General features: G+C 52.5%; 14 protein-coding genes. 7 read left to right on the forward strand and 7 right to left on the reverse strand.

From position 1 onward, the window contains the following. Window positions 1-101: 101 nt before the first annotated feature. Together H5T67_01700 and ndk are read left to right on the forward strand one after the other, a co-directional pair. Window positions 102-1,553: a tetratricopeptide repeat protein gene (locus H5T67_01700; GenBank protein MBC7244033.1), complete on the forward strand. Its 1,452-nt coding sequence runs from the start codon at window positions 102-104 to the stop codon at window positions 1,551-1,553. 41 nt (window positions 1,554-1,594) lie between these two features. Then, entirely contained in the window at window positions 1,595-2,044 is a 450-nt protein-coding gene (ndk, locus tag H5T67_01705) for a nucleoside-diphosphate kinase (protein MBC7244034.1), read from the forward strand. Window positions 2,045-2,100: 56 nt separating this feature from the next. On the opposite strand, the gene rsfS is transcribed toward ndk, so the two are convergent. Together rsfS and H5T67_01715 are read right to left on the reverse strand one after the other, a co-directional pair. Next, window positions 2,101-2,445 (reverse strand): ribosome silencing factor, encoded by a 345-nt coding sequence (gene rsfS / locus H5T67_01710; GenBank protein MBC7244035.1) that lies wholly within the window; start codon window positions 2,443-2,445, stop codon window positions 2,101-2,103. A 96-nt stretch (window positions 2,446-2,541) separates the two neighbouring features. Further along, window positions 2,542-2,997: a Mut7-C RNAse domain-containing protein gene (locus H5T67_01715; GenBank protein ID MBC7244036.1), complete on the reverse strand. Its 456-nt coding sequence runs from the start codon at window positions 2,995-2,997 to the stop codon at window positions 2,542-2,544. 193 nt (window positions 2,998-3,190) lie between these two features. On the opposite strand from H5T67_01715, the gene H5T67_01720 reads away from it, so the two are divergent. The 4 genes from H5T67_01720 to holA all read left to right on the forward strand — a co-directional run bounded on the left by H5T67_01720 (window position 3,191) and on the right by holA (window position 6,181). Continuing rightward, window positions 3,191-4,195: a ribokinase gene (locus tag H5T67_01720; GenBank protein MBC7244037.1), complete on the forward strand. Its 1,005-nt coding sequence runs from the start codon at window positions 3,191-3,193 to the stop codon at window positions 4,193-4,195. A 12-nt stretch (window positions 4,196-4,207) separates the two neighbouring features. Continuing rightward, complete coding sequence (locus H5T67_01725; GenBank protein ID MBC7244038.1) at window positions 4,208-4,516, forward strand: hypothetical protein; 309 nt, start codon at window positions 4,208-4,210, stop codon at window positions 4,514-4,516. A 145-nt stretch (window positions 4,517-4,661) separates the two neighbouring features. Then, window positions 4,662-5,162, forward strand: coding sequence for a hypothetical protein (locus H5T67_01730; GenBank protein MBC7244039.1), 501 nt, complete (start codon window positions 4,662-4,664; stop codon window positions 5,160-5,162). 2 nt (window positions 5,163-5,164) lie between these two features. Further along, a complete protein-coding gene (gene holA, locus H5T67_01735; protein ID MBC7244040.1) occupies window positions 5,165-6,181 on the forward strand; it encodes a DNA polymerase III subunit delta in 1,017 nt (338 codons plus the stop codon). 13 nt (window positions 6,182-6,194) lie between these two features. Here holA and H5T67_01740 read toward each other — a convergent pair whose 3' ends face one another. The 5 genes from H5T67_01740 to H5T67_01760 all read right to left on the reverse strand — a co-directional run bounded on the left by H5T67_01740 (window position 6,195) and on the right by H5T67_01760 (window position 11,900). Continuing rightward, window positions 6,195-7,388 carry a tyrosine--tRNA ligase gene (locus H5T67_01740; GenBank protein MBC7244041.1) on the reverse strand — a complete coding sequence of 398 codons (1,194 nt, stop codon included), beginning with the start codon at window positions 7,386-7,388 and terminating at the stop codon, window positions 6,195-6,197. A gap of 68 nt (window positions 7,389-7,456) precedes the next feature. After that, window positions 7,457-8,014 (reverse strand): hypothetical protein, encoded by a 558-nt coding sequence (locus H5T67_01745; protein MBC7244042.1) that lies wholly within the window; start codon window positions 8,012-8,014, stop codon window positions 7,457-7,459. A 103-nt stretch (window positions 8,015-8,117) separates the two neighbouring features. Beyond that, a complete protein-coding gene (locus H5T67_01750; GenBank protein ID MBC7244043.1) occupies window positions 8,118-10,703 on the reverse strand; it encodes a YncE family protein in 2,586 nt (861 codons plus the stop codon). A 230-nt stretch (window positions 10,704-10,933) separates the two neighbouring features. After that, window positions 10,934-11,359 carry a LysM peptidoglycan-binding domain-containing protein gene (locus tag H5T67_01755; GenBank protein ID MBC7244044.1) on the reverse strand — a complete coding sequence of 142 codons (426 nt, stop codon included), beginning with the start codon at window positions 11,357-11,359 and terminating at the stop codon, window positions 10,934-10,936. Between the two features lie 133 nt (window positions 11,360-11,492). Next, on the reverse strand, window positions 11,493-11,900 hold the full coding sequence (locus H5T67_01760; GenBank protein ID MBC7244045.1) for a DUF4332 domain-containing protein: 408 nt from the start codon (window positions 11,898-11,900) through the stop codon (window positions 11,493-11,495). 216 nt (window positions 11,901-12,116) lie between these two features. Between H5T67_01760 and H5T67_01765 the strand changes: the two genes are divergently transcribed. Then, the gene (locus tag H5T67_01765; protein MBC7244046.1) at window positions 12,117-14,645 is read left to right on the forward strand and encodes a hypothetical protein; all 2,529 of its coding nucleotides are present in this window, start codon (window positions 12,117-12,119) and stop codon (window positions 14,643-14,645) included. Window positions 14,646-14,939: the final 294 nt, after the last annotated feature.

The raw sequence follows: 14,939 nt of genomic DNA on the forward strand, positions 1-14,939 counted from the left end.
TTTACAAACTAGAACCTTGCATTGACATTCCGCGCAAATGGGGGCATAATAGGAGTATCAAGTGCTTTATTGAGAGCTCTCGAACAGCGAAAGGAGGAGCTGTGGCCCGAGTTACCTTACAAGAGTATTGCGATGAGGCCCGCGATTTGATCAGTGCGCACGCTTATGATGACGCTATTGCCATCTGCCAGCACATCTTGAAACGGTACCCCAAACACATTAGGGCTTATCAAATCCTAGGCGAAGCTTGCCTGGACAAAGGCGAGATTGACGAGGCTATTGACATCTTCAAACGACTTTTGGACCATGCCGATCCAGAGAATTTTGTCGCTTATGCTGGCCTTGGCGTCGCGCTCGAGGAAAAGGGGCAGATCCCTGAGGCAATTTGGTACATGGAGAGGGCTTTCGAACTGGCGCCAAACAACGAAGAAATTCGCGGAGCGCTGCGCAGATTGTATGCCAAGCGGGACGGCAGGGAGCCCGAACGGATCAAGTACAATAAAGCGGCATTTGCTCGCGTGTACACCAAAGGGGGACAATACCGCCAGGCTATTCGAGAGTTTCGCGATTTGCTTGAAAGCGAAGCCGGTCGTGACCGCTTGGATCTGAAGCTCTCTTTTGCCGAAACCCTCTGGCGCGATGGACGTCACGAGGAAGCAGCCGCAGTAGCACGTGAGATTTTGCAGATATGCCCTGACTGCCTCAAGGCCATTCTGCTTTTGGGAGCGATACTGCTCGAAAAGGGCCGTCAGGATGAGGGCTGGGCTATCTTAGCCAATGCACGCCATTTGGACCCTGAAAACAAATTAGCCCAAACCCTTTTTGGCGACCAATCTCCCTTGCCACCCCAGAGTATCAGGATACCCCGCCTCGAAAAGAAGGCAGAGCCCGAAGTAACACCTGCTGCAATTCCTGAGGTCTTGGCACCGGCTGGCGCAGCTATAACAGAAGTAGCAGCAACAACAGAAGAGATGCCAATTGAAATCATCCCCGCTGGCCTTGAACCAGTCGTGCCATCAACGGAGGAACAGGTCAGCCCAATCCCGGAAGCAGCCTTGGAAAAGGAAACAGGGGTTGCCGAACTTGAGCCTACAACGCCTGCCGTTGAAGAAGCGCACCTTGAAGAAAAAGCACAAGCCATGGTAGCTCCGGCTGAATCAGAAGCCCTGACGCCCCTAGAGGTAGCCTCTGAGGAGACAACCCTAGCATCTGCTGCAGGGATGACGCCTAGCGCAACGGCGGTGATAGAACGTTACAAGCTGCATCTGGAGGAAAGTCCCAAGGATGACGAAACGCGCCTGGCTTTGGCTCGCGCCTATCTTGACCTGGGTCAGGTGAAGCTAGCGCTGGAACAATACAACCTGCTGCTTCAGGGCAAGTCCAAGATCTTGCCAGAACTCATCCGTGACGTGGAAACCATCGTGGCATCTAGGCCAGATAATCTAGAAGCCCATGAATTGCTCGCGGATCTCTACGTAAAAGATGGCCAGTTGCAGAAAGCACTGGACAGATACCGATGGATCTTGCGCAGGCTGGAGGAGAAAACCACATAACTGCAACAAGCCTACTATTTCATTGAGGAGACATCCAAGATATGGAAAGAACTCTGGTTATCATCAAGCCGGATGGAGTACAGCGTGGCCTGATTGGCGAGATTATCACGCGGCTAGAGCGCCGAGGTCTGAAGATCGTGGCCATGAAAATGATTCAGATGAGTAAGGAACTGGCAGCAAAGCATTACTCCATACATAAGGGCAAACCCTTCTATGAGGGATTAGTCGAATATATCACTTCCAGCCCAGTGGTCGTCATGGTAGTGGAGGGCAACCGAGCCATTGAACTGGTGCGAAACACCATGGGCGCAACGAACCCAGCCAATGCGACGCCCGGGACCATCCGCGCTGATTTTGCCGTAGAAATCGGTCGAAACCTGGTGCACGGCTCAGATGGTCCCGAGACGGCTGCTTTTGAACTGGGATTGTTTTTCCGCGATGAGGAAATCCTATCCTGGAATCGGGACACGGATCGCTGGATATTCGAGTAACTGAAAGCGCAAGAAGATGTACAGCTTATCACCCTCTTGCGCTTCCTCGCAGGCCATTAGAGGATTCTAAGCACAGGCCTGGCATCCTTCCACAATTGCTCCAAGTTATAATAACGTCTCGTCAGCGGCAAAAAGATGTGAACAATAACTGAACCGTAATCCATTAGGAGCCAACCGGATGTCGCCGTGCCCTCCGAACCGAGTAAACGCACACCCATTTCGTCCAGTTTTGTTAGGATATCTTCATAGATAGCCTGAATCTGTCGCTCACTCGTACCGCTGCAGATGACGAAGTAATCGGCAAACGTCGATACTGGGCGGATATCCAGTAGAAGGACATCCTCTCCCAGTTTGCTTACGGCGAAATCCACTATAGCTCTGCCCAGTTTCTCTGGATCCAGACCATTCCTCCTTTCTTTTGCTTAGGTATCAAGCCATGCAGTTGGATTACTATTCATATTATAAACTTATCCACCGAAAGGACAAAGGCACTACCCTCACACTTCTAATTTCTCCAGTTGTTCGCGCATCTTTTGCCAATGCGTCCCGCGCCAATAGAAGCGATTGCATTCAGGGCACAAGCGGAAACTCTCCTGGGTTTGAAAAACGAAGGGAGGTACCTGCCCCCAGGCTTCGTGCTTGGGGACTTCTTCGAGCACTGTATTACACACCGGGCATCGGGAAAATGGTTGATCGAAGCGCAAACCAAATGCCTGCCGCACTTGTGCAAGTTGTTCCTGCAATACCTCGCTCTCAATAAACAGGGAACGAAGGCCTTTGCGCCGGAGCAGACCAGTATCCCGTGTCAGCAGCACACGTCCTTCCAAGCGAGCCAGCCTTACTGCCTCGAGATCGTCGAGCTCGGGGGAGTACAATGTGTCGTATCCCAATATACGCAACCATTTGGCAAGTGTGCCCAGCATGCTATTGGCCAAAAAACGTATCTCGCTCACAGCAGCACAGCTCCATTTTGGCCTTGTTCACTCACATAATACATCAAACCAGCGATGTAGCCAAAGAAGCCAAAGTCCGATGTGGCGATTTCAGTATGAATCCTAGGACAGCAAGAACGACCGCGTGGCTTTTGACAAACAAGTCCTAATCGTGTACAGTAACGTCAATTACAGGAGCGTTTTCGGTGAAGGCATGAATGAGATCAGGCAACAGCTCCTTCGTCTTATACCTCGGCTGGCCGGTCACAGTATCCTGGTTATCGGTGACCTGTTCCTCGATGAGTATGTACTGGGTCACGCCACCCGCCTTTCGCGGGAAGCACCGATTCCTGTCCTGGAATTCATGCGCCGCTTCTACGTCCCTGGAGGAGCAGCCAACCCCGCCCACAATGTGTGCGCTTTGGGTGGACAGGCTACGGTAATAGGTCTGATTGGAGACGATCCTGCCGGGGTACAATTACTGGCGGAACTACGCCAGGTGGGCATTGATCCATCTGGTGTAGTAGTGGATAATTCTCGCCCAACCACCACCAAAACACGCATCCTGGCCGAGGGTTCCTTGCGCTTTCCACAACAAGTGGCGCGTATAGACCATGTGGACCGCCGCGAAGTGAGCAAAGAGATAGAAGCAAAGCTAATCGCTCAGGTCCAAAAGCTTACGCCTCATATGGAAGCAGTGCTTGTGTCAGACTACCAGACCGGTGTGGCCAGCCCAGCCGTAATTGAGGCTGTACAACGCAGTGCACGCGCTCAGGGCAAACTGTGCACAGTTGATGCTCAAGGAGCCTTCCACAAATATACAGGTTTTCGCCTAATCAAGGGCAACCGACAAGAAGTAGAAACTGCATTGGATTGCCATCTGCAGAACAACGAAGACTATCATCTGGCTGGCAAAGAATTGCTACGCCAATTAGATGTGGATGCCGTCATTATCACTCGCGGCGCAGAAGGCTTGTCGCTTATCGCGCGTAACGAGGGATGCTGCCATCTGCCTGCTGTGAACCGTAGCGAGGTTTTCGATGTAACAGGTGCAGGCGATACCGTTATTGCTGTGGCTACCTTGGCTCTACTGGCAGGAGGAAATTTTTCTGATGCAGCTCGCTTGGCCAACTATGCCGCAGGCTTGGTTGTACGCAAGTTGGGCAATGCAGTGCCAAGTGTAGATGAACTGGTCTGGGCAGTTGAGAACTGGGGATGAGGAGCAAAAATTATGCGCGACCTTCGAGTAAGCAAAGCAATTGTGGCTGGTATTGCTGGCGCGGTGCTCGGCGGGATCGCACAAACGCTGATTAATTCCCTCGCTGGGGCAGCGCTGATTGCTGATGGCATGATGTGGGGTGCAGTATTGGCCATACTGATCGTCTCGTTGTCCAATTTCACGCGCATGGGCTACTTAGCCATGAAAAGCGACAAGCCCGCCGTCAATTTCGTGATTGGCGTGGGTTTGTTCTGCCTCATCTCCGTGGTGGCTATCACCCTCTTCTTCGTCATTTTCTGGGTGCTTAGCCGCCTTCTGTGATCGAATTCTTGGCACTTCATATCACCACCATATCCTATGTCATGCCCTTTGGTTGGTATGCATTCTCGGCTATAATAAGTTTGTAACCTATCTACGCAATACTGTTTGTAACTTGTGCATGATCAAATCTGAAAGGAATCGCCCCGTGAACCCTTTGGAATTGCCGCCAATGGATGCCATTCGGCGCAATCATGCTCTGGAACATGCTACCATCAATGTCCTGACCGAAAGGCACCCTGCGCTCCGCCTTTTAGGACGAAGCGACTGGGAGGGCTTTACCCTGTACGGCTCTGTCACTACAGACGCAGTGATCAAAGCGCTCTCTGACGCCTGGCAGCGTTTGAGTGCTGGTGAAAAGCAGCTAGCCATCCACCCACGTTGTGGAACGAACCTGACCACAGGACTTGTGCTGAGCAGCCTCGTTTCCTACATTACTTTGGGCAATAGAAAGAGGTCCCCTCTGAGGAAATTCCTACAGCTGCTTATAGGGCTGGCAGTAGTGCTGACCCTAGTACAGCCCCTTGGAGTTAAGCTCCAAGAACTCATCACGACCTCACCGGATGTGAGCAGATTGCGCATTGTGGATATTCGCTGTCAGAAGCAAGGCAACGTGGTAGTGCATCGCATCAAGACGGTGCAGGAGTAAACGTGCTTTACCTCTTTCACGGCGAAGACGAGTTCACGCGCTCTGAGGCACTGGCGAAAGCAAAGAAGAGTCTGGGCGATCCTATTGTGGCCGGCCTCAATACAACCGTGTTTGATGGGCGCAAGATCAACCTGGTGACACTCATCCAGGCTTGCGATGCGTTGCCCTTCATGTCTGAGCGGCGTCTGGTGATTGTGGAAGAGTTCTGGTCTAAGTTTGAACCGCCTAAGGAGGGCAAGTTAAGGGATAAGCAACCAAAGATTTCTGAGGCCGATGAGGCCTTCTTTGAAGGGTTGAAACAGTACTTGCCACGATTGCCAGAGACCACTTACCTTGCTTTTGTCGAGAGCCGCTCCCTCAGCCCAACAAATCCTGTTTTCCGCACTCTACCCTTGGACAAGAAATGGGTGTATGTAAAGGAATTTACCCCTCCGGCGGAACGCGATTTGGGACGTTGGATCGAGCAGCGCATGAAAGCAAAAGGCGGGAAAATCACCCCTCAGGCTGCCCACGCACTGGCTTGTCTTGTCGGCAGCGAGCTGCGAGTGTTGGACCAGGAGTTGGAGAAGCTGCTGGCTTACGCCAACTTTCAGCGGACTGTGACGCTCAACGATGTGCACGAACTGGTCAACGAGGCAAGAACGTACAACGTGTTTGCCCTCGTTAATGCGATTGGGTTGCGTCAGAGGGAGAACGCAGTCCGCTACTTACATAAACTGCTCGAAAGCGGAGCAGCACCAGCGTACCTGCTCACCATGATCGAGCGTCAATTCCGTATCTTGTTGCAAGTGACGGAACTGCAATCCCAAGGTGTCAAGCGAGCCCAAATTCAGAAGACCTTGGAAATTAGGCACGCTTTCATTGTTGACAAGGCATCGGAGCAAGCAGAGAAGTTTTCTATAGAACGGTTGGAATCCATCTATCGTCGGTTGGCCGAGGTCGAGCAGGCCATTAAAACTGGTCAGATGGATGAGTTGTTGGCTCTCGACTTGCTAGTAGTGGAACTTTGTGCAGGATGATTGTTAAGGCGGGCTATTTCCTAGAGCGCACGAGCTGAACAAACTTGCGCTTTCCTACCCGGATGACCATTCCCTCCCGAGGCTGAACAATCAGGCCAATATCCTCCACTTTCTCGTCATCAATTCGTACTCCGCCTTGCTCAACCAGTCGCCGAGCTGCACTAGCACTGCTTGCCAGTCCTGCATTTTTCAACAAATCTACGATTGCTATGGGTGACCAGTCAGGCGGTTCATAAAGCGGAATTTGGCTTGGTAGTTCACGTCGCTGAAAAATTCGGACGAACTCCTCCTCTGCTTTGCGTGCCGCTTCCGGGCCATGAAATTGCCGCACGATATCATAGGCCAGGCGCATTTTCACATCTCGCGGGTTGACCGTGCCATCGGCAAGTGCACGCCGTATCTCTGCTAATTCGCTATCAGGTATCTCACTGGCTAGAGTCAGGTATTCATCGAGCATGTCATCGCTGATAGACATAGCTTTGCCATACATCTGATCGGGCGGATCGGTCAGGTCTATTGTGTTGCCAAAGCTTTTGCTCATTTTGCGTCCATCAATGCCAGGCAAAAGCGGTACCAGAAAGACATCCTGTGCGGGCAAGCCAAGACTGGCCTGCAGTTCGCGTCCGGCCAAGATATTGAATTTCTGATCCGTGCCTCCAAATTCGACATCCGCCTGGATGGCCACCGAGTCGTACGCCTGCAATAAGGGGTACATCAGTTCCATAAGTGTCAGGGCACGGCCCTGCTCCCAGCGCTGGCGGAATGTCTCATGGGCCATCATCTGGGCCAGAGTGAAGCGGCTAGCGAGGTTAAAGACATCCGCTAAGGTGAACTTGCCGAACCACTCACTTTGCCAGCGAACTTCGGTGCGTGAGCGGTCCACTACAATGAAAAACTGCCGCATGTAGGTTTCGGCATTACGCCGCACTTCTTCCGCACTGAGCATGGTGCGCGTTTCATCCCGTCCACTGGGGTCGCCAATCTGGGCAGTCCAGTCGCCCACGATCAGTACAACCTGGTGTCCCAACTCCTGAAACTGTCGCAGCTTGCGCAAAGCGATCGCATGTCCAATGTGCAGGTTCGGCTTGCTGGGGTCTAGTCCCAGTTTCAAACGCAGCTTGCGTCCCGAGCGCAGCTTCTCTTCCAATTCCTCTCTGACGATGACTTCGGCTACTGTACGATCAAAGATACGCTCAATAGCATCCATAGCTCACCCTTATGATGAAATGATGCAAAATTATACTACACCAATTGGGACGATAAAAAGCAAACCCCTTAATGTGAATCCCCTTGGCGCTCCTGCGCTGCCAGCTTCTCCAGGAATTGGTAGACACCATCCAGATCCTCTACCCAGTGCAGATTCGTTTCTGCTTCCACTTCTGGGGGAATGCCGCTGATGAGCGGCTTGATGATCACCACAGAGGTCTGACCCACCCACTTGGTCCAAGCAATCTCGGCGATAGTGCCACAGCTCAAGCCAATACAAACCAGCACATCAGCGAGTTGAGCAATGCATTCGTGTTGCCCTGTCCAGGTCAGGTCTTCTACCGTCTCGTGACAGAGATGGCGGTGGCGCTCGCAGCAAGCAGTAGCTTCCTGCGCTGAGGTCCCTCCATGGGGGATGATGCCTATCAGCCTGCGTCCCCCTGCCTCTCGATAGGCCTGAGCTGCCAACAATGCGACACCCCGGTCAGGCACTAACACGACCTCGTACCCGCGCTGAGCCAAACCCGCTCCTGCTGCCTTGGCTACGCGCTCGCAAACGCTGGGATCTAGGCCAGCGGCTCTAGATGTCACTTGGATATCCGTGGGGCCAATGATGCCTACGAGCATGCTTCTTCTCGTTTCCTCTTGTATGTAAGTCGCTTTGTCCCGAGAGTGAGAGCATGCGCTATATTATAATCGCTCTCACTGTTGGCCGTTCAACAGTCTGGATTTAAGATCCGAGGTCTGGGTACTCCAGAAAACTGCCATCGGCAAACAGAACATAGACAACAGGACGGATACGGGATCGGATCATCTGCCCACGTTCAAAGGCTTGCCATTCAGTCGTATTGCCTCGTTCTTCTGTATTTGCCCAGCCTAGCCCTTCCTTGACTGCCCTTTGTGCGCACCAGACCAAGCCAAATCCGCGTTTGGGCTGTAAAAAGCCTCCTGGGGGAGTTGCTGTGCAACTGTATTCTGGCATGCCCTCCTGCCACTGATCGGCAAAGCTGTGCCATTGACCATCGTTGTACAACACAAAGATGTTCCGATCAGCTTCCCGCCAAATCATGTAACCCCGTTCAAAGGGCTGTTCCGCAATAAACCCGCCTTGCATCTCTTCAGTTGGACAACCCAGGCCTAGGCGCAGAGCAGGCTCGCTCATCCAACGGCCAGCAAACGGTGGCCCTGGAACCCGCTGACATGAGGGCTCCGGGATGATTGTTGCCGTCAGGCTGGGTTCAGGTTGGGGTGTCAGCGTGGGCCATGGCGTTGGCGTGTGTGTAGGTGTGGGAGTTGGTGGCGGTGGCAATAATGCATCGCGCAATACGTGCACCGTGCCTCTTTCCCTGTCAGCAATATACACGTATCCTCGTTGTACATCTACTGTCATGTCGTACGGGTCAAAAACCTGGCCGGGCTCGCCAGGCAAGCGAAGCTGCGCCACGGTACCAAAGCCGCGGCTATCGAGAATCCATAACTGAGGACCGGGTTCAACAGTCGGATCCGAGGTAGTAGTGAGACAAAGGAAGACGTGGTGTGTCTTGGGGTTGTAAGCAAGAGCTGCTGGATACTTGGGCAAATCCACAACCGCTACCTGTCTGAAGTCGATGGCATCGTTGATAATCAATTGAAAGCGCCCAAAGCGCCCCGCTGTAGAGAAAACGAGCTGTCCCTCAGAATCTAGCACCATATCTGTGGTGCTCAAGCCCCCAACTGCACCTGGAATCAATTCTCCGCTGGTCAAATCCATCACATAGATAATGAAACCGCCATTGGAGCCGGGTATGCCATTGTGAGCCACCATGTAAGCACGACCGCTTTTTGCGTCCAGTTCGATCTGAACAGGCTTAACGACCGAGCCATACGTAGTTAGCAACTCGATGTTGCGCAGTACCCGTTGGCTATCGGCATCCAACACGGCATCGCTGGCATATAACCGAGCTGCTTCGGACGCAACCGCAAGCCCTTGGGGTGCTGAACCAACGTTCACAGTCTTGACAACCCGATTGTCACGCATCGAGATTACGCTTAAATCCCCAGATACATGATTTAAAACAAACAGTTGCCCCCGTTTAGCATCCACTGCTACCTCAATTGGATGCAACCCTACGGACACTTCGGTCGTAACGCGTTGATCCTGCAGCACGAAAACGCTGTTTGTGCTCGCGCAGGCGATGTAGAGTCGTCCAGTGTTTTCATCTACCGCCATGTCCCGGGGCAGCAAAGCCAGCGGCACTACGGTGTGCAACTGGTTGGTTTCGCCATCTAGTATGACCACGTTCTCGCTATCCGCATTGACTACGTATACTCGCCCCTTTTCATCCACAGCCACATCCCACGGTCGCAGTCCAACCGGCACGGTAGCGACCAACTGCAGCTTGCCGCCATCAATAACTGATACATCGTTTGTCCAAGAGTTAGCCACGTAAATGCGTCCATTTTGGGGATTTACGGCTATGCCTCGGGGATCCCCACCAATAGGCACACGTCCCATCTCTTGCTGCCCAAACGCGGCATAGTTCACCAAATAGCTCGTATTGCTGACAGCGTCATATTCGCCTACGAGGAAGCCACCATGCACCGGGTCTGCTTCCAGTGTGAGATAGACAGGGCACTTGAGCTGTGCTACAATGGTCATAGTTTCCAAACTCACGATTTGCACGCTATCATACACACTAGCATACAATAACCTGGTCGCTGGGTTCACCGTAAGGGCCAATATACCGATGGGTGCTGGCAAAGTTGCAGAGCCTATCCGTTCACCTGAAAAGCCGTCTAACACCCTGAGTACATTCTCCCCACGTCCACCAACGTAGACGCGGCCATCCCAGGCAGCCAGGCAAGCGGGGCTTTTGACAGTGGGCACTGTCTTGACTACCTGATCGCTTGAGATGATGGAAAGGGAGTCATTCCCCTCGTTAGCTACGTACACGAAACCAGTCTTTGCGTCCGCTGCCAGGGCAACTGGCTTGTCGCCAACAGGGATTACTGCAGATACGCGATTTCCTTCAATCACAGAAACATTGTTAGTGCTGCGATTGGCCACGTAGACTCGGCCATTCAATATGACGATCGCCTGCGGAGCATGACCTACACCACGCAGAGAACGAAGGGGTATTTCTCCGATAAGATACGGCCTATCGGGAAATGTTGGCGAGGGTAAGGCAGTAGCAGTGGGCAGCAAAGTAGGCGATGCCCCTTGAGTTGGTGCTTTGACGGTTGGCGTAGGAGTAGAAGGTACCGGTGTGGGGACACAGGATGCTAGCAAAAAGAGCACAGCGAATAGCGATAATATGCAGATCAATGCCCGACCCATTATTTCTATCTCCCTCAAACCTTAAAACGTGGTTTTCAGCGCTCAGGTTCCCTACAGCCCCTGCCACAAATTATCGATTGGTTAGCACCCTCCACCGCCATGTTGAGGTCTATCTTCTTTGCTACCTACTGTCAGCGATTATAGCATGAACAGGAAAAACGAAAAAGCCTGGCCACTTGGGGCCAGGCTAGATGCGTACGTCCATGCCGCAGCACAAAGCCGTAGTTGTTTCACGGTATGCGCAATTTTTGGCCAGGATGGATGAGGTTCGGGTTGTCTCCGATGAGCTCCTTGTTGGCTTCGTAAATCTCGGGCCAACGCTTTGCGTCGCCGTACATTTCTTTGGCAATTTTGGACAAGGAATCGCCGCTTTGCACCACATAGAAGCGCTCAGCACCAGCAGCCTGCGCCTGAGCTTTCGCAGCTAGGCGCTCTCGCTCCTGTTTGGCAAGTTCTTCAAGTTTTTTCTGCTCTTCCAGGCGCTGCCGTTCGCTCTCCTCGAAACGTCTGCGAGCTTCTTCCATCTCCTGCCGTTCACGAGCGAGTTGCTCTCGTCGTGCCCGCGCTGCTTCTTCATCCACGCGCTGCGGAGTTGCTTCTTCTTTCTTTTCTTCTTCCTTCTTTCGACCGAAAAGACGATCTAAAATTGACGGCATGCTCACTCTCCTTTTCTCCTGTCATACAAATTACCGACCAGTGGCGAATCAAAACGATCTGCAGTATACAACTTTCAGCACACCAGACGCTGAAGCACCTACTACAAACGTATTTCGTACAAAAACTGACCGGCTAGTAGGTGAGAACTCGGGGCAGTTTCTTGGCTTGCTGTACCCAGTCTTTGACCTGTTCCAGAGTGGGCAAGCGGCGCACCAGACTTTTGCGGTCGTTGACTTCCTTTAGCATGGCAAAAAGGTTTTCCGGATTGCGTTGCGCCAACTCGACCACCGTATCCACCCCTGCCTCTTCCAGCAAGTCGGAATATTCTTCCCCAACGCCCTTAATCCGGAACAGGTCAGCCAAATTTGCCCATTCTAGAATGAGTTTCTCGCTGATACCCGTCTTGGCGGCAAGTTCTTCGCGCTTTTTGGGAGTTGCGGCTGCCTCCAGAAAAGCTTCAGTGGTCGTGATGCCGGCCTTCTCTTTAAGCGCCTTTTTGTAAACCGGACCAATCCCCTCGATATCAATGATCCTTGCCATACCATGCCTCCTTTGGCTATTTTGTGTGGTGCTCACAAAAATCATATCGAATAAAGAAGAATTAGTCAAACTAGCAGATACGCTTCTTTTGCCCGTGTTTCGGTCAGGATGTATAATGCAACTAGCGTACTTTCCCGCTTTGTTGAGGTGGATAAGAGCATTTGCCACTAAGGAAACGGCAGCGATAAACTCGCTGCAATTTGGGGAGGTGTCAATATGCAAGCATTTGAAAAACTAGGTGCCTTCTACCTGGGCCAGGAATACGATTTGGCACAGGACAAACGGCTTGAACAATTAATCATGTACGATGCCCGTGATCTCACTACCCATGCTGTCTGCGTGGGTATGACTGGCTCCGGAAAGACAGGCCTGTGCATTGATTTGCTGGAGGAAGCAGCCCTAGATAGCGTTCCGGCCATCATCATTGACCCCAAGGGCGACGTCACGAATCTCCTATTGACCTTTCCCGAATTGCGTCCGGAAGATTTTCAACCATGGGTTAATCTCGATGATGCACGACGCAAGGGCATGACTGTAGCAGAATACGCTGCTTACATTGCAGAAACCTGGCGCAAAGGGCTGGCTGATTGGGGACAAGGGCCTGAGCGCATCCGCATGTTGAAAGAAAGCGTGGACTTTGCTATTTACACGCCTGGTTCCGATTCCGGCTTGCCTGTTTCCATCCTGGCTTCGCTCAAAGCACCTGCTTTGGATTGGAGCGAAAATGCCGAGTTGCTGCGTGAGCAAATACAAGGCACGGTCAGTGCCTTGCTCGGACTAGTGGGCATGAAAGCCGATCCCCTGCGCAGCCGCGAGCACATCCTGCTTTCCAACATCTTCGAACATTTCTGGAGCCAGGGGCAGGATCTCGACCTGGCCAAGCTAATTACAGCAGTGCAATCACCGCCAGTGCGAAAACTAGGCGTGTTTGATTTGGATACCTTTTTCCCGGAAAAGGAGCGCTTTGGCCTGGCTATGTCCTTGAACCGTATCATCGCAGCACCTACCTTTGGGGCATGGATTCAAGGCGAGCCGCTTGATGTCAATAGCCTCTTGTATACAGCGAGTGGCAAACCGCGGCACAGCATCTTTTACATCGCTCACCTGAGCGACTCAGAGCGCATGTTCTTTGTCACCCTTTTGCTGCAGCAAATCGTCACGTGGGTGAGGCAACAATCGGGTACAACCAGCCTTCGTGCGCTGCTCTACTTTGATGAGTTGTTTGGCTTTTTCCCGCCAGTTGCGAATCCCCCGTCCAAGTTGCCCTTGCTGACCCTCTTGAAACAGGCTCGAGCCTTTGGCTTGGGAGTTGTGCTCACCACGCAGAATCCAGTGGACATAGATTACAAAGGCTTGAGCAATGCTGGCACCTGGTTCATCGGAAAGCTGCAAACCGATCAGGATAAAGCTCGTGTGCTGGATGGGCTGCAGTCTGCATCTGCTACAGCAGGGAGCGTTCCGGATCGCAGCCAGCTTGATCGTAGCATATCCGCCCTCTCCTCACGCATTTTTCTGCTGCACAATGTCCATCAAGATCGTCCCGTTATCTTTCAAACGCGTTGGGCAATGAGCTACCTACGTGGGCCACTCACCCGCCCTCAGGTACGCGAATTAATGGCCGAAAGGAAAGCTGCAATGGCTGCAATGCCTGCAACAGTTGCAACAGAACAGATAACTCGCGAAAAAGTTGCCCCCGCAGTCATGGAAATGGCTGCGGGCTATAGCCATATCCCTCCAACCTTGCCCCACGACTTGCCCCAATTTTTCCTGCCTGTGCGACTTAGCTCTGCTAGTGCTGTCGCTGCTCTGGAGAGAAATCAAGGGCGACGTGTGGAGGCATTGGAGAGCAAACTGGTCTATGAACCCGCTCTGCTGGCTTTGGGCCGTGTGCGCTTTGCCGATCGAGCTCGAAATGTAGATGAGACGAGAGAAATAGGCTTCCTGGTACCGCCTAATGCCCTGGGAACAGTGATCCGCTGGCAGGACGCGGAGCAAATAACAGTAGACCTGCATGGCCTCCCGACACAGCCAGAACCAGAAGCCCTTTTCGCCTCGGTTCCGTCACAGCTCAACACTGCCGCTAAACTGAAAGCAATCGAAAAGGAGTTTGCGGATTATCTATACCGCGAGCAAACATTAAACCTGCTATACATCCCAGCCTTGAAGCTTTATGCAGAACCTGGCGAGTCTGAGCGCGATTTTGCTGCCCGGGCCCAGCAACTGGCGCGCGAAAACCGCGATGCTGAGGTGGAAAAACTGCGCCAAAAGTACCAACAGAAGCTCGACCGGTTAGAAGATCAGTTGGCGCGAGAGCAAACGGAGCTCAGCAAAGATCGTGCTGAATACGAAGCGCGCAAACGGGAAGAGCTGCTCTCTGCTGGTGAAACGGTTATCGGCATGTTAGGCATATTCGGTCGCCGCCGAAGCACAACCACGCTCTCTCGTGCTGCGACCAAGCGTCGCCTCACTGCCAGCGCACAAGCCGATATCAAGGAATCAGAGGAGCAAATCGCCTGCTTGCAGTCCGAGATCGAAAACATGCGCCGCGAGATGGAACTAGAAGCAGAGGCACTCAGCAAAAAATGGGCCTCGATCTTGGACAAAATCGAGACTTATCCAGTCAGGCCTGGACGTGGAGCAGTGCAGGTAACCATGATGGCGTTAGCTTGGACGCCTTACTGGGAAATTGGTTACACTTCAGCCAGCGGTAGTCTAACCCACGACCGTGTACCTGCTTGGCGCTAGGATAGACTAGTTCGCTGTCAGCGCTAAGCGGTTCGATACCAAAAGCACTATATAGGTCTGCAGCAGTTTTCTTGCCTGTAGGCCAGATTGGCCATAGGCGGTGCTCCTTCTGGTACAGTTATTTCCGCAACTCTTTTTACTATAGGAGCACCCCCTTTTGTCAAAATTGCCTGTACCACCTGGTAACGATCTGTGGGCGCAAGCGCATTGTAAATTTGACAATGGCGCCAAGCTGTGGTAAAATCACTTTGTTTAGTAGTGAAAGATTTCACAATTGGGCAGAATGAGGACTAT

The organism is Chloroflexota bacterium (assembly GCA_014360905.1).
GTDB lineage: Bacteria > Chloroflexota > Anaerolineae > UBA2200 > UBA2200 > JACIWX01.

Coding starts and splice junctions, on each gene's coding strand:
- ndk (MBC7244034.1), top strand. CDS start 1,595: ATGGAAAGAACTCTGGTTATCATCAAGCCGGATGGAGTACAGCGTGGC.
- H5T67_01720 (MBC7244037.1), top strand. CDS start 3,191: ATGAATGAGATCAGGCAACAGCTCCTTCGTCTTATACCTCGGCTGGCC.
- H5T67_01725 (MBC7244038.1), top strand. CDS start 4,208: ATGCGCGACCTTCGAGTAAGCAAAGCAATTGTGGCTGGTATTGCTGGC.
- H5T67_01740 (MBC7244041.1), bottom strand. CDS start 7,388: ATGGATGCTATTGAGCGTATCTTTGATCGTACAGTAGCCGAAGTCATC.
- H5T67_01745 (MBC7244042.1), bottom strand. CDS start 8,014: ATGCTCGTAGGCATCATTGGCCCCACGGATATCCAAGTGACATCTAGA.
- H5T67_01750 (MBC7244043.1), bottom strand. CDS start 10,703: ATGGGTCGGGCATTGATCTGCATATTATCGCTATTCGCTGTGCTCTTT.
- H5T67_01755 (MBC7244044.1), bottom strand. CDS start 11,359: ATGCCGTCAATTTTAGATCGTCTTTTCGGTCGAAAGAAGGAAGAAGAA.
- H5T67_01760 (MBC7244045.1), bottom strand. CDS start 11,900: ATGGCAAGGATCATTGATATCGAGGGGATTGGTCCGGTTTACAAAAAG.
- H5T67_01765 (MBC7244046.1), top strand. CDS start 12,117: ATGCAAGCATTTGAAAAACTAGGTGCCTTCTACCTGGGCCAGGAATAC.